Source organism: Pseudomonas gingeri (genome assembly GCF_013385425.1).
Lineage (GTDB): Bacteria > Pseudomonadota > Gammaproteobacteria > Pseudomonadales > Pseudomonadaceae > Aquipseudomonas > Aquipseudomonas gingeri_D.
This window is the reverse complement of the sequence record NZ_JACAQA010000003.1, coordinates 445,734-459,514: the sequence shown is the minus strand read 5'-3', so window position 1 is coordinate 459,514 and position 13,781 is coordinate 445,734. Positions and strand designations below refer to the sequence as shown.

Here is a 13,781-nt window from a genome sequence, read left to right as displayed (position 1 = left end):
TATGTGAGTAAAACCATTACACCGGCACAGTTGCAGCAATGGCTGTTCGACGGGCGGGAAATCGCCCTGTTCGATGTGCGTGAGCACGGTCAGTACGGTGAGGCCCATCTGTTTCACGGGGTGCATTTGCCCTATAGCCGCCTGGAGCTGGAGGTCCGTCGTCTGGCACCCGAGCCGCGAGTGCGGTTGGTGATCTACGACCAGGATGGCGGCGAACTGGCTGCCCGTGCCGCGCAACGCCTGCAGGCATTGGGTTATGAGCAGGTGCATGTGCTGCAGGGCGGTGCCGACGGTTGGCAGGCGGCGGGCCTGCAGTTGTTCGCCGGCGTGCATGTGCCGTCCAAGGCCTTTGGCGAATGGGTGGAAGAAGCCTGTCATACGCCGCATATCAGCGCGACCGAACTGGCTGACTGGCAGGCCCGGGGCGAACCCTTGGTACTGCTGGACGGCCGACCCTTCGACGAATACCGCAAGATGACCATTCCGGGCTCGGTCTGCTGCCCGAATGGTGAGTTGGGCTATCGCCTGCACGACCTGGTGGCGGACGAGTCGACGCCGATCGTGATCAACTGCGCCGGGCGCACCCGCAGCATTATCGGGGCCCAGACGCTGATCAATCTCGGGGTGAAAAACCCGGTTTATGCCCTGGAAAACGGCACGCAAGGTTGGTTCCTGGCCGATCTTCAGTTGGAGCATGGCAGTACCCGACGCTACAGCGATGTGGCGCCGCCGGTGGGTATCGAGCAGCAGCGCGAGGCGGCCCGCACGCTGGCCCGGCGTGCCGAGGTGCCGACGGTCACGGCGGCCCAGGTCACGGCCTGGGCACAAGCGGGTGACGGCAGTTTGTTCCTCTGCGATGTGCGCAGTGCCGAGGAGTTCGGTCTCGGCAGCCTGCCGGGCGCGCAACACACGCCGGGAGGCCAGTTGATCCAGGCCACCGATTTGTATATCGGTGTGCGCCAGGCGCGGGTGGTGGTGTTCGACGACGATGGCGTGCGCGCACCCATCGTTGCCAGTTGGTTGCGCCAGTTGGGGCACGATGCCCGGGTCCTGGAAGACGGGTTGTATAGCGGTTTGCGCTTGCCGCTGGCGGGCACCTTGCCATTGCCCGAGTTGCCCGCGCTTGAGGCGCAGGAGCTGTCCCGTGAACTGGCCGAAGACGCGCTGGTGCTGATCGACCTGCGTCCGAGCATGGTCTTTCGCAAGGCCCATCTGGCCGGTTCGCGCTGGTCGATCCGCTCGTTGCTCGCCGCTGAAGTCGCGGGCGAAGAGCGGCCCCTGGTGCTGCTGGCGGACGATATCGCCGTGGCGCAGTTGGCGGCCCTGGAACTGCCCGAGGCCCAGCGCCAACAGGTGCGGTTTTCCAGCGCGGACCTGTCGGCCTGGCAAGCGGCCGGGCTGACGCTGGTCAACGATGCGTCGGTGTTGCCTGACGAGCGTTGCATCGACTTCCTGTTTTTCACCCACGACCGCCATTCCGGCAACAAGGACGCGGCACGCCAGTACCTGGCCTGGGAAACCGGCCTGCTGGGGCAGATGACGCCGGCGGAGATCGCCAGCCTGAAACCGCTGGCACCGGCCAAGGCCCCCGTGGATGTGCGGACCCGGCTGGTTCACGCGGCCCGTACCCTCAAGGGCAGCGGCCCGCGCTCGGTGAACGTGCCGGTCACCCGCTTGAGCACCGTGCTGTTCGACAATCTGGCGGATATGCGTGACGCCCGTCGCCGTCGCGACAGCGAACGGGTCCTGAGCTACGGCGCTCGGGGCAATCCCACGGCCTTTGCCTTGGAAGACCTGGTGACGGAGCTGGAAGGCGGCCATCGCACGCGTCTGTTCGGAACCGGGCTGGCGGCGGTGGCGCAGACCTTCCTGGCCTATCTGCGTCCGGGCGACCATGTGCTGATTACCGATGGCGTCTACTTCCCGGTGCGGCGCCTGGCGAAGGAGTTCCTGGCGCCCTTTGGCATCGAGGTCGTTTATTTCCCGGCGGACGGCCGGGATATCGAGTCGCGTCTGCAGGCCAATACCCGCATGGTCTATTGCGAGTCGCCGAGTTCCCTGCTCTACGAACTGAACGATCTGCCGGCCATCGCGGCCTTGTGCAAGCCACGGGGTATCCTGCTGGCGGTCGACAACACCTGGGGTTCGGGCTACCAGTACCGGCCGTTGGTCCTGGGGGCGGATATCTCGATCATGGCCTTGACCAAGTACCTGTGCGGTCACAGCGACGTGGTGATGGGCAGTGTCTGTACCACCGAGGCGGCCTGGCCGGCGTTGGCGCGGATGAGCGACAGCTTTGGCAACACGGTGAGCCCGGATGATGCCTACCTGGTGCTGCGCGGTGCGCGGACCCTGGCGGCGCGCCTGGAGGTGCATCAACGCCAGGCGCTGGAAGTTGCTCGCTGGTTGCAGGCGCAGCCACAGGTGCGCCAGGTGTTCCATCCGGCCTTGTCCACGCACCCGGATCATGAGCTTTGGGTGCGGGATTTCGGTGGCAGCAACGGGCTGCTGTCGTTCGAGTTCGCTGACGCCGATCCCGGACAGTTGGAGCGCTTTATCGGGGCGTTGCAGTTGTTCGGGCTGGGGGCTTCATGGGGCGGCTATGAAAGCCTGGTGACCGTGGTGGATGTGAGCGAGCGGCAATTTGCCGGGCCGACACTGCACCCGGTGATCCGCTTGCATATCGGCCTGGAGGCGGTTTCTTCGCTGATTGAAGACTTGCAGCGTGGTTTTGCCGCCCTGGCACAACCTTCCGCCTAGCGTGATCCAGGTCTATCGTGTACGCAAAGTTTGTATCCGGCGCCGACCTGTAGGAGCAGGGCTTGCCCGCGAAGCTTTTGGCGGTATCAAGGGCCCCTTCGCGGGCAAGCCCTGCTCCTACAGGTCCGCGTTCTGCCTTGAACCCAGGCCATCAGCCGTGGTTCTGCTCCGTCAGGCGCTGTACCGCCAGACGCCGGTAATGCGAGGGCGTCATGCCCTTGAGTTGCTGGAAGCGGCGGTTGAAGTTGGAAATATTGTTGAAGCCTGACTCGAAGCAGACATCGGTCACCGGCTTGTCGCCGTCCGCGAGCAATTCGCAGGACTTGCTGATGCGCAGGCGATTGACGAATTCGACGAAACAACGGCCGGTGGCCTGCTTGAACACCCGGGAAAAGTAGGTGGGCTTCATGCCCAGGTACTCGGCCACTTCTTCCAGCGGCAGCTCCCGGGCATAGTGGGCAAAAATATAGTCGACCGCCCGGTTGGTGCGGTCGATATTGTGCTCGTCGGCCAGTTGTGGTGTGGTAACACCCGACAGCAACTGGTAATCGTCACAGTTGCCGAGCAGCTCCAGCAGGATCAGGAAGTGACCGAGCCGGGTGACTCCCTGGGAGTCGGCGATACGTTGCATCAAGGTCGTGGCCTGGCGCACGGTGTGCTGGCAACGGAACTCGATGCCGTACTGGGCCCGTTCCAGCAGTGGCGTCAGGGTTTTCAGCTCGGCGAACACCAGATGACCGCTTTCGAACAGCTCGTCGGTGAAGTTCACCAGCATGTCGCGCTTGGGCACCACTTCGTCCTCGGCCACCTGGCTGATCCAGTTGTGGGGCAGGTTGGGGCCGGTCAGGAACAGGGTCTGTGGGTAGAAGTTGCCGATATAATCGCCAATGAACACCTTGCCGGAGCTGGCGACGATCAGGTGCAGTTCGTATTCCTTGTGGAAATGCCAACGGACCAGGGGGCAGGGAAAACCATGCTGGCGATAGATGATCGACAGGCCGTTGTGGTCGTCCATCAGCTCGTAGGAGGGGTCGGTGACGCGGGCTGCTCGGGTCATGCCTGGCTACTTGTCGTTTTTTGTTGTGGGCGCTTTCCGATAATGCCCTCATCCTTGCCATCGCGCCAGTTGCGCCGTACCCAAGAGGGGGACGTGCCAGGCGTCAGACAACCGGAGCGCCAGTCATGAAAACCCTTCTGCTGATCGGCATGGGCCCCGGCCACCCGGAGCAGATCACCGTCCAGGCGATCAATGCGCTCAATCGCGCCTCGGTGCTGTTCCTGCTGGACAAGGGCGAGACCAAGGACGATCTGTTGAATTTGCGCAAGGACATCTGCGAACGCTACATCCAGCAGCCCGGTTGCCGACAGGTCCAGGTCAGCGATCCGGTGCGCGAGGACTCGGCGGCGTCCTACGAGGCGGGTGTCGAGCACTGGCATCGGCAACGGGCGGCCCTGTTCGCACGGCTGATCGACGAGGAGTTGGGCGAGGATGAGTGCGGCGCGTTCCTGGTCTGGGGCGATCCGGGGCTCTATGACAGTACCCTGAGAATCCTTGAGCGGGTCCGTGCGCTGGGCGGTCCGGCGTTTGCCGTCGAGGTGATTCCGGGCATCAGCAGTATCCAGGTGCTGGCCGCGCAGCATCGGATTCCCCTGAATCGCATCGGCGAGCCGCTGCTGATCACCACCGGGCGACGACTGGAAGCGGCTGATCTGGACAATGTGGTGGTCATGCTCGATGCCCGCTGTGCGTTTAGCCAGTTCGCCGACCAGGACCTGGAAATCTATTGGGGCGCCTACCTGGGGACCGACGACGAGCTGCTGGTGGCCGGCAAGCTCCACGAGGTGGGCGAGCGGATTCGCCGTGTGCGCGAAGCCGCGCGCAAGCGCAAAGGCTGGATCATGGACTGTTACCTGTTGCGCCGGCCGCTGTAGGAGCGGAGCCTGTCGGATCGCCGCACCGCCGCGAAGGGGCCCGTGAGGCCGCTGAAAGCTTCGCGGCGGTGCGGCGATCCGACAAGCTCCGCTCCCACATCCACAGATTTTTAGTGCTTTCACTCGACTTGAGGAGAAGCGGACTACAGGGTCTTTTCTCCTCGGTCAGTTAAGGTTCATCGGTTTACACACCTGAATCGATGAGGACAACATGAAGGTCATGCCGCCGCGGTGGATGAATGATCGTCACTGCCTGCAGATCTGGCTGACCCTGCTCGGATGGACCTTGGCCCTGAGCGTCGAAGGGGCTTCCCAGGTCTACCTGCCTCATCGTTCAGGGACCTTTGTCGTCGACCCGGCGACCCTGGCCGTGTCCCTGCACCACAGCGACGAACATCGGTTCCCGGCCTTGCTCAGCGCCGCGGCCTTCGACGAGGACGCGCAGATCATCGAGCGAGACGGTAACCGCTGGCGGGTCCGACAGGCGGACCAGGATTTCAGGATCGAGGTCGGGGTCGATGGGAATGCCCTGGTGGTCACGGTGCAGGCCGAACAACCGGGGCGGCTGGAGTGGCCCAGGCCCGTCGAGGACGGGGCGATCGAAGCCCATGCGATTCCCTTTGGCGAAGGCGCCTATATCCCCAGCGACGATCCGAAATGGCTCGACTGGCTGCTGCGGCGTTATCAGCCGGCCCGGCTCAATGGGGTGTTGTCGATGCCGTTCTGGACCGAACTGCGCAAGGACTGTTCCATCACCTGGATCGTCGAGACACCGTTCAATACCAGCTTTGGCATCAAGGCGCAAAACGCCCGGCCCTTGCCGACCCTCAGCCATGCCTTCAATCGCCTGGCCCCCGGCGCGCCTTACCGGGTACGCATCGTCGTCGGCCCGCGGGAACCGCTGATCGGCGCACGGCTGTACCGCCAGTGGCTGCGCGATCACGATCAGTTCGTCTCGTTGCGCGAGAAAATCCACACTCAACCCCACGTTGCCCGCCTGGGCGGCGCGCCGCATATCTATCTGTGGGATGCCGGACCGCTGAAGGCGGGCGATATCCTGCACTGGCCGGAGTTCCTGCGCTTTTTTGCCCAGCACCGCGATGACAGCGATCACCTGGCCTCCAGGCTCTGGGGGGCCTTCGAGCTCAAGGCTCGAGAGGCCTTCCTGCTGGCGTTGGGTGAAGCCGATAGTGCCTTTGGGCAGGTCCCACCTTTTGCCCGGACCCAGGTGATCCGGGCGATCAATGCCGGGTTGCTCGCGGTGATCGGGCGTGAGGCCCGGGCACCCTTGCCCGGCAATCATGATCCCCTGGCCGAGGTGGCCTGGGCGCAAACGGTGCGTCAGCAGTTGCGCGAGGCCTTTGGTGATCTGCTGGCACCGGCCGAGCGTTGGGGTGGTGGTTTGTCCCTGGACACCGTTGCCGCCTTGCAGGGGGCGGGTCTGGCCCGGGCCTGGCTGGGCGCCGATGACTGGCGCGATGCCTTCTGGCACCCCGAGGCGGTGGACGCGGCCAAGGCCGCCGGCTACCTGGTGTCGGCCTACGACAGTTACGGCAGCGCGCATCCGTCGAATCTGCAAGCCAGTTGGGCGACCGCGAAGATGGGCGATGAACTGGTCGCCGCCGGTTATACCGACGAGCAGGGCAAGAAAGTCCAGGGCTTCAATGGCCGTGGTGTGTTCGTCAATCCGCGCAGCGTCGAGGCCTATGCCCGGCGGCGGATCAGCGCCGTGGCGCGGGCGGGGCGCCTGAACAGCTATTTTCTCGATGTCGACGCCGCCGGTCCCGAGTTCAGTGATTACACACCGGGTCGGGAAACCAGCCAGGCGCAGGATGCCGAGGCGCGCCGCCGGCGCCTGGCGTATCCGGTCCAGGCGCTGGACCTGGTCACGGGCAGCGAGGGCGGGCAGGCCTTCTATGCGCCGATCATCGCCTTCAGCCATGGCATTGCCACCCAGCCCTTTGCCTGGATGGACGCTGATATGCGCAAGAACAAGCGCTCGCGTTATTACCTGGGCGGTTATTGGCCGCCGGAAACCCCCAACCTGTATTTCAAGGCGGTCCCGCTCAAGCCGGAGGTGGCGCGCTTCGTGACGTCGGCCGAGTTTCGCTTGCCGCTGTACCAGATAGCGCTGCATGACAGCCTGGTCAGTACCCATCACTGGGAGTACGGCTCGCTGAAGTTCTCCAGCGAACGTGATGTCACGGCCTTGCTGCAGTTGCTGTACATGGTGCCGCCGCTGTATCACCTGAACGATCAGGTGATTTCCCGTGACCTGCCGCTGATCAGTGCCTACGACAAGGTGTTCCGGCCCTTGCACGAGCGCCTGTTCAGCCAGGCCTTGGACGATTTCCAGGTGTTGTCCGGGGATCGCCTGCTGCAACGCTCGACCTTTGCCGATGGCACGCTGATTACCGTCAACTTCTCCGTCAGGCCCAGCCGCACGCCGGAGGGCCGGCAACTGCCTCCGTTGTCGGCCCATGTGGTGGTGGCCGGCGAGCCGGCGCAACTGATCGAGATCCGCCAGCTCCTCGGTGCCTCCTGAGGCTCAGTCGACGCGGTTCTTCGCCTCGATCCACTGGGACATGTACTGGGTGCTCTTGTGGTGATGGTGACGCAGCATCGCCCCGGTGAAATTGTTCCGACGGTGGGCCGCCAGATCCTCGCGGCAGGCCTGGATCCGGGTAATCAACGCCGAGCCGTGGACCCGACGCTCATAGCGGGCGGCGAGCAGCACCTGGCCGTTGGCCTGGGCCCGCTGCCACAGCGTACGGTCCTGGTAGAGGCGCACGGCCGATTGCGCCAGGGCGACGGCGCTGGTTTCGATGGCGCCGGCCCAGGGCAGCTCGCCGTGCATGGCTTCGGCGCCGATGGGGGTGGTGACATTCGGTGTGCCGCAGAGCATGGCGTCGACGATCTTGCCCTTGATCCCGGCGCCGAAACGCAGCGGCGCCAGGCACACCCGTGCCGCGGCCATGACCTGCAAGGCGTCCTCGGCCCAGTTCATCACATGAAAGCCCTGGGCGGGGTTATGCAGCGCGGTGGCCTTGGGCGGGGTGTAGGCGCCATAGATATGCAACTGGGCCGTGGGCAGTTGCTGGCGGATCAGCGGCCAGATCGTGGTCTTCATCCAGAGCACGGCATCCCAGTTCGGCGCGTGGCGGAAGTTGCCGATGCTGAGAAAGTGCGCGCGCTCATCGAAATCGCGGTACGCCGCCGTGGGCATGTCGATCATCAGTGGGCACCAGTGCAATAGTGCCGCGGGGACCTTGAACTGTTCGATCAGCAACTGCGACTCGACATCGGAAATCATCAGGTTCAGGTCCGAGCGGTAGATGGCGGCGATTTCCCGCTGGGCCTGATCGGTCGCGCTCATCTGTTCGAACATCTGCCGCTGGTCGGGGGCGAACAGGGTGCTGAAGTCATTCAGGTCCTGATCGTCTTTCAGGCGTGCCTTGAGCTGTTGCTGGCGGGCATCGCGCAGGCTTTGCAGGTCGGCGGTCTCCAGCACCCGCAGGGCCCCGGGACAGTGCTTTTCCACGCGCCAGCCGAACTGCTCTTCCATCATGAAACGGTCGAACAGCACCACGTCGGGTTGCAACTCGGCGACAAAACTGTCGAAGCTGCTGCTATTGAGCTCGATACGACATTCCTCGATGCCCAGGCTCGCCAGGTCGGCCTTGTGTTCGCCAATAACGGCCGGGCTGGCGAAGGTGATGCGCCAGCCGGCCTCGAGAAAGCTTTCGAGGATCTGCATCATGTGCCCGCCGGCGGCCGACGAGCGCGGTTCCGGCCAGACATAACCGATAACCAGGACCTGGGTGATGTCGGTGGCGTTCATAACAGGATTCCTTGAAACGGGCAGGGCGGGAAAAGGGGCGCAATTAAACCACAGCGGCGCTCGCGATTGACCTGCCCCGGCGCACTGCGTAGCCTTGCAGCTTCGAGGTTCTTCGGCGTTCGGCCGAAGCTAAGAAGGGAACGCGGTATGCCGCGGCTGCCCCCGCAACTGTAAACGGTTCGATAGCCCTGCAATGCCACTGCCTACGGGCGGGAAGGCGCAAGGCCCGGCCGGTTCGCCTGCTTTCGAGAGCAAGCGCGACCGCCAGACCGTAAGCCAGGAGACCTGCCTCGTCACCGTTTCTCACTACAACCGGGCGGGGTGATCCGGTGGCGAACGCATCCGCGCCCAAGGGCCGCGGTTCTCGTCCCGTATGCCCGCCACTTTGCCAAAGGGCATCCGATGAAAACACTGGCCAAGCTTCCCGTCACCATCGTCACCGGCTTTCTCGGCTCGGGCAAGACCACCCTGTTGCGCCATATGCTCGACAACGCCCAGGGCCGCCGCATCGCGGTGATCGTCAACGAGTTCGGCGAACTGGGCATCGACGGCGAGATCCTCAAGCAGTGCTCCATCGGCTGCAGCGAAGAAGAAGCCAATGGCCGTGTCTATGAACTGGCCAACGGCTGCCTCTGCTGCACGGTCCAGGAAGAATTCTTCCCGGTGATGCGCGAACTGGTGGCGCGCCGTGGCGACCTCGATCATATCCTTATCGAAACCTCCGGCCTGGCGCTGCCCAAACCCCTGGTACAAGCCTTCCAGTGGCCGGAAATCCGCAGTGCCTGCACCGTCGACGCGGTGATCACCGTGGTCGACAGCCCGGCCGTGGCCGCCGGCACCTTCGCCGCGTTCCCGGACCAGGTGGATGCCCAGCGCAAGCTCGACCCGAACCTGGACCACGAATCGCCGCTGCACGAGCTGTTCGCCGACCAACTGTCCAGCGCCGACCTGGTGATTCTCAACAAGGCCGACCTGATCAGCCCTGAAGACCTGGCCCGGGTGCGCCTGGAAGTGGCCGAGGAGTTGCCGCCGGCAGTGAAGGTCATCGAAGCCAGCAGCGGTCGCCTGCCCCTGGACGTGCTGCTGGGCCTGGGCGCCGGTTCCGAGGAGCATATCGACGGTCGCCACAGCCACCATGATCACCACCACGACGATGACGATCATGACGACCACGATCATGATGCCTTCGACTCGATCTCCCTCGAACTGCCGCAAGCCGATGAAAGCCTGCTGCTGGACGCCCTGACGCAACTGGTGGTCAAGCACGGTATCCTGCGGGTCAAGGGTTTCGCCGCGATCCCGAACAAGCCGATGCGCCTGCTGATCCAGGGTGTGGGCAGCCGTTTCGACAAGCATTTCGACCGCGCCTGGACGGCGGACGAGCCACGTGTCACCCGCCTGGTGCTGATCGGCCAGGAACTGGATGCCGCGTTGCTCGAATCGACCCTGCGCGCCGCGTTGACCGCCTGACCCATGCATCTGCTCAGGACCCAGCCCGGCGGTTTCGTGTCGGATGACAATATCGCCGACCTGGGGCAAACCCCCGCCGAGCTGGTGATCCTCTGCAGCGGCGATTCAAGCCTGGCATTGCTCGCCGAAGCGGCGCGGCAACTGCCTGAAAATTACCCCAGTCTGCGCCTGGCCAACCCCATGCAGGTGCAGAACCACGCCTCGGTCGACCTCTATTTCGACCAGGTGCTGCAACACGCCCGGGTCATTCTGCTGTCGCTGCACGGTGGGATCGGTTACTGGCGCTACGGTATCGAGCGATTGGTGCAACTGGCCGAGCGCGGGGTGATCCTGATCCTGGTACCGGGCGACGACCGTCCGGACCCGGAACTGAGCGACCTGAGCACGGTGCCCGCCGAGGAAGGCCGGCGGCTTTGGCATTTTCTGCGCCAGGGCGGCATGGGCAATGCCCTGGACCTGTATCGCTGTCTCGCCAACCTTTGGTTGGGGCGCGACTACTCCTGGGCCGAGCCGCAACCCTTGCCGCGCACGGCGATCTATCATCCTCGCCACAGTGGCGCCGGACTGGCTGGCTGGCGTGCCGACTGGCAGGTCGGTCAGCCGGTCGCGGCGGTGCTGTTCTATCGCTCGCACTTGCAGGCGGCCAATACCGCCTTCGTCGATGTGTTCTGTCAGCGCTTGCAGGCGGCAGGGCTCAATCCCTTGCCGATTGCCGTGGCCAGTCTCAAGGAGCCCGCTTGCCTGAGTGTGGTGGAGGATCTGCTGGACGAGGTGGCGGCCGCGATCATCCTCAATACCACCGGATTTGCCCAGTCCAGCCCCGAGGCTCCCCATCTGCGGCCGTTTCGCCGGGATATCCCGGTGATCCAGGCCATCTGCGCCCAGGACAACGAGCCCGGCTGGCAGGCCAGCGAGCAGGGCCTCGGGCCCCGCGACCTGGCGATGCATATCGCCTTGCCGGAACTGGATGGGCGCATCATCAGCCGGCCCATCAGCTTCAAGGACCTGGCCTGGCGCAGCGAGCGCAGCCAGAGTGATGTGGTCTGCTACCGCGCCCAGCCCGAACGCATGGATTTCGTTGCCGAACTGGCCCGTCGCTGGATTGATCTGGCACGGCTGCCCAATGCGGACAAGCGCGTTGCCCTGATCCTCGCCAACTACCCGACCCGCGATGGGCGGATCGGCAACGGCGTGGGCCTGGATACCCCGGCGGCGGCGCTGAATATTCTGCGGGCGCTCAAGGAGCAGGGTTATCCGTTGAGCGAGGATTTGCCTGAAAGCGGCACGGCGCTGATCCAGGCCTTGCTCGGCGGTGTCAGCAACGATCTCGACAGCCTTGACCTGCGGCCGTGTCACCAGAGTATGGCCCTGGCCGATTACCAGACGATGTTCGAGCGCCTGCCCGAGGCCAATCGCCAGGCGGTCATGGCGCGCTGGGGCCGGCCGGAACAGGACCCGATGTTCCGTGGCGGGCGGATGATGGTCGCGGGGCTGCGTTTTGGCCTGACCTTCGTCGGCATCCAGCCGGCCCGGGGTTATCAGGTCGATGCCAGCGCGGTCTACCATGACCCGGACCTGGTGCCGCCCCATGGCTACCTGGCGTTCTATTTCTGGCTGCGACACACCTACGGCAGCCATGCGCTGATCCATGTCGGCAAGCACGGCAACCTGGAGTGGCTGCCGGGCAAGGGCGTCGGGCTGTCGCAGCAGTGCTGGCCGGATGCATTGCTGGGGCCATTGCCGAATATCTATCCCTTTATCGTCAACGACCCGGGCGAGGGTGCCCAGGCCAAGCGCCGCACTCAGGCCGTGATCATCGATCACCTGATGCCGCCGTTGACCCGAGCCGAAACCTACGGACCGCTGCGGGATCTGGAGTTGCTGGCTGACGAATACTATGAAGCTCAATTGCTCGACCCACGGCGTGCCCGCGAATTGCAGCGTGACATTCTCAAGCTGGTGCGCGAGACGCAGATCGACCGTGAACTGCAACTCGACGCGGGCCTGGACAGCGATGCCGACGCGGCGATCTGGCTGCCCCGGTTGGACACCTACCTGTGCGACTTGAAAGAGTCGCAGATCCGCGACGGCTTGCATGTGTTCGGCGAATCGCCGAGCGGGCGCCTGCGCATCGACACGCTGCTGGCCTTGCTGCGGATTCCCCGTGGCGACGGGCGCGGTGCCCAGTCCAGCCTGTTGCGGGCCTTGGCCAAGGCCTTTGAAATGGGCTTCGATCCGTTGGACTGTGCCCTGGCCGAACCCTGGAATGGGCCCCGGCCTGAGTCGTTGCAAGGCGTCAGCGAGGAAACCTGGCGCACCGCCGGTGACAGCCGTGAGCGTCTGGAGTTGTACGCCGGGCAACTGATCGAGCGTGCGCTGCAAGCCGGGATCGATTGGCCGGACACGGCGTTGTGGGCCGATGTGCGGCTGATCATCGATGGCTTGCTGACGGTGGTCGCCCCGCGCCTGGATGCTTGTGGTCCGGCGGAGATGAATGGCCTGATCGATGCCCTGGCGGGTCGCTTCGTGCCGGCGGGTCCCAGCGGCGCGCCGAGTCGCGGACGCCTGGATGTATTGCCCACCGGGCGCAATTTCTTTTCCGTGGATGTGCGCAACCTGCCGACCACCACCGCCTGGCGCATCGGCTTTCAGTCGGCCAACCTGATTCTCGAACGGCATTTGCAGGACCATGGCGACCATTTGCGCCAACTCGGCCTGTCGGTCTGGGGCACGGCGACCATGCGCACCGGCGGCGACGATATCGCCCAGGCCATGGCGCTGATGGGCGTGCGGCCGGTGTGGGCCACGGGCAGCCAGCGGGTCGACGATTTCGAGATCCTGCCCCTGAGCTTGCTGGACCGTCCGCGGGTCGATGTGACTTTACGGGTGTCCGGGTTTTTCCGCGATGCCTTTGCCAACCTGATCCGCCTGTTCGACGCGGCCGTGCAGGCCGTGGCGGCGCTGGACGAACCGGCGGATATGAACCCGTTGGCTGCCCGGGTCCGCGCCGAGCGCGAGCAGTTGCAGGCCGAAGGTCTGGATAAGGAACAGGCGGCCCGTCAGGCCGGCTGGCGAATTTTCGGTGCCAAGCCCGGGGCCTATGGCGCCGGGGTGCAGAACGCCATCGACGGGCGCTTGTGGCAGAGCCGCGAGGACCTGGCCGAGGTCTACCTGAACTGGGGCGGTTATGCCTATGGCGGCCAGGATGAAGGCACGGCGGCACGTGGACAGTTCGCGCAACGCTTGAGCCAGGTCCAGGCGGTGCTGCAAAACCAGGACAATCGTGAGCACGACCTGCTCGATTCCAATGATTACTACCAGTTCCAGGGCGGCATGCTGGCGGCGGTGGAAACCCTGCGCGGTGAACAGGCCGCCAGCTATCATGGCGACCACAGCCAACCGGACCTGCCGAAGATCCGCACGCTCAAGGACGAGTTGAACCGGGTGATCCGCTCGCGGGCGGCGAATCCGAAATGGATCGACGGGGTCAAGCGCCATGGCTACAAAGGTGCGTTTGAGCTGGCGGCGACCGTCGATAACCTGTTTGCTTTCGATGCCACCACCGGCCTGATCGACGATCACCAGTACGCCTTGCTGGCCGATGCCTATCTGCTGGACCCGGACACCCGTGACTTTGTCCGCGAACATAATCCGGCGGCGCTGCGGGATATGACCGAGCGCTTGCTGGAAGCCCAGCAACGCGGGTTGTGGAGCGAGCCCGGCGAGTACCGCGAGGCGCTGGAAAACCTGCTGCTGGATATAGAAGAAGATTCCTGAG

The 13,781-nt window shown here is 64.5% G+C and carries 7 protein-coding genes and 1 riboswitch; of the genes, 5 read left to right on the top strand and 2 right to left on the bottom strand.

The genetic code is table 11. From position 1 onward, the window contains the following. Positions 1–3: 3 nt before the first annotated feature. Positions 4–2,760, top strand: a complete 2,757-nt coding sequence (metC, locus tag HX830_RS04695; protein ID WP_177099249.1) for a cystathionine beta-lyase — start codon at positions 4–6, stop codon at positions 2,758–2,760. Between the two features lie 151 nt (positions 2,761–2,911). On the opposite strand, the gene HX830_RS04690 is transcribed toward metC, so the two are convergent. Continuing rightward, positions 2,912–3,817, bottom strand: coding sequence for an AraC family transcriptional regulator (locus HX830_RS04690; RefSeq protein WP_100943409.1), 906 nt, complete (start codon positions 3,815–3,817; stop codon positions 2,912–2,914). A gap of 125 nt (positions 3,818–3,942) precedes the next feature. Between HX830_RS04690 and cobF the strand changes: the two genes are divergently transcribed. Both cobF and HX830_RS04680 read left to right on the top strand, forming a co-directional pair. After that, positions 3,943–4,692 carry a precorrin-6A synthase (deacetylating) gene (gene cobF / locus HX830_RS04685; protein ID WP_177099115.1) on the top strand — a complete coding sequence of 250 codons (750 nt, stop codon included), beginning with the start codon at positions 3,943–3,945 and terminating at the stop codon, positions 4,690–4,692. A gap of 211 nt (positions 4,693–4,903) precedes the next feature. Beyond that, positions 4,904–7,237, top strand: a complete 2,334-nt coding sequence (locus HX830_RS04680) for a glycoside hydrolase (protein WP_256350393.1) — start codon at positions 4,904–4,906, stop codon at positions 7,235–7,237. Positions 7,238–7,240: 3 nt separating this feature from the next. Here HX830_RS04680 and HX830_RS04675 read toward each other — a convergent pair whose 3' ends face one another. Then, on the bottom strand, positions 7,241–8,533 hold the full coding sequence (locus tag HX830_RS04675) for a glycosyltransferase (RefSeq protein ID WP_177099114.1): 1,293 nt from the start codon (positions 8,531–8,533) through the stop codon (positions 7,241–7,243). Between the two features lie 88 nt (positions 8,534–8,621). After that, a riboswitch (cobalamin riboswitch) is annotated at positions 8,622–8,840 on the top strand. Positions 8,841–8,935: 95 nt separating this feature from the next. Here HX830_RS04675 and cobW point away from each other — a divergent pair. Together cobW and cobN are read left to right on the top strand one after the other, a co-directional pair. Then, complete coding sequence (gene cobW, locus HX830_RS04670; RefSeq protein ID WP_177099113.1) at positions 8,936–10,003, top strand: cobalamin biosynthesis protein CobW; 1,068 nt, start codon at positions 8,936–8,938, stop codon at positions 10,001–10,003. A 3-nt stretch (positions 10,004–10,006) separates the two neighbouring features. Continuing rightward, entirely contained in the window at positions 10,007–13,780 is a 3,774-nt protein-coding gene (gene cobN / locus HX830_RS04665; RefSeq protein ID WP_177099112.1) for a cobaltochelatase subunit CobN, read from the top strand. The last annotated feature ends 1 nt before the right edge of the window (position 13,781 follow it).

Bases quoted from the DNA above. Each gene is read 5' to 3' on its own strand.
- HX830_RS04690 (WP_100943409.1), bottom strand. From the start codon at position 3,817: ATGACCCGAGCAGCCCGCGTCACCGACCCCTCCTACGAGCTGATGGAC.
- cobF (WP_177099115.1), top strand. From the start codon at position 3,943: ATGAAAACCCTTCTGCTGATCGGCATGGGCCCCGGCCACCCGGAGCAG.
- HX830_RS04680 (WP_256350393.1), top strand. From the start codon at position 4,904: ATGAAGGTCATGCCGCCGCGGTGGATGAATGATCGTCACTGCCTGCAG.
- HX830_RS04675 (WP_177099114.1), bottom strand. From the start codon at position 8,533: ATGAACGCCACCGACATCACCCAGGTCCTGGTTATCGGTTATGTCTGG.
- cobW (WP_177099113.1), top strand. From the start codon at position 8,936: ATGAAAACACTGGCCAAGCTTCCCGTCACCATCGTCACCGGCTTTCTC.
- cobN (WP_177099112.1), top strand. From the start codon at position 10,007: ATGCATCTGCTCAGGACCCAGCCCGGCGGTTTCGTGTCGGATGACAAT.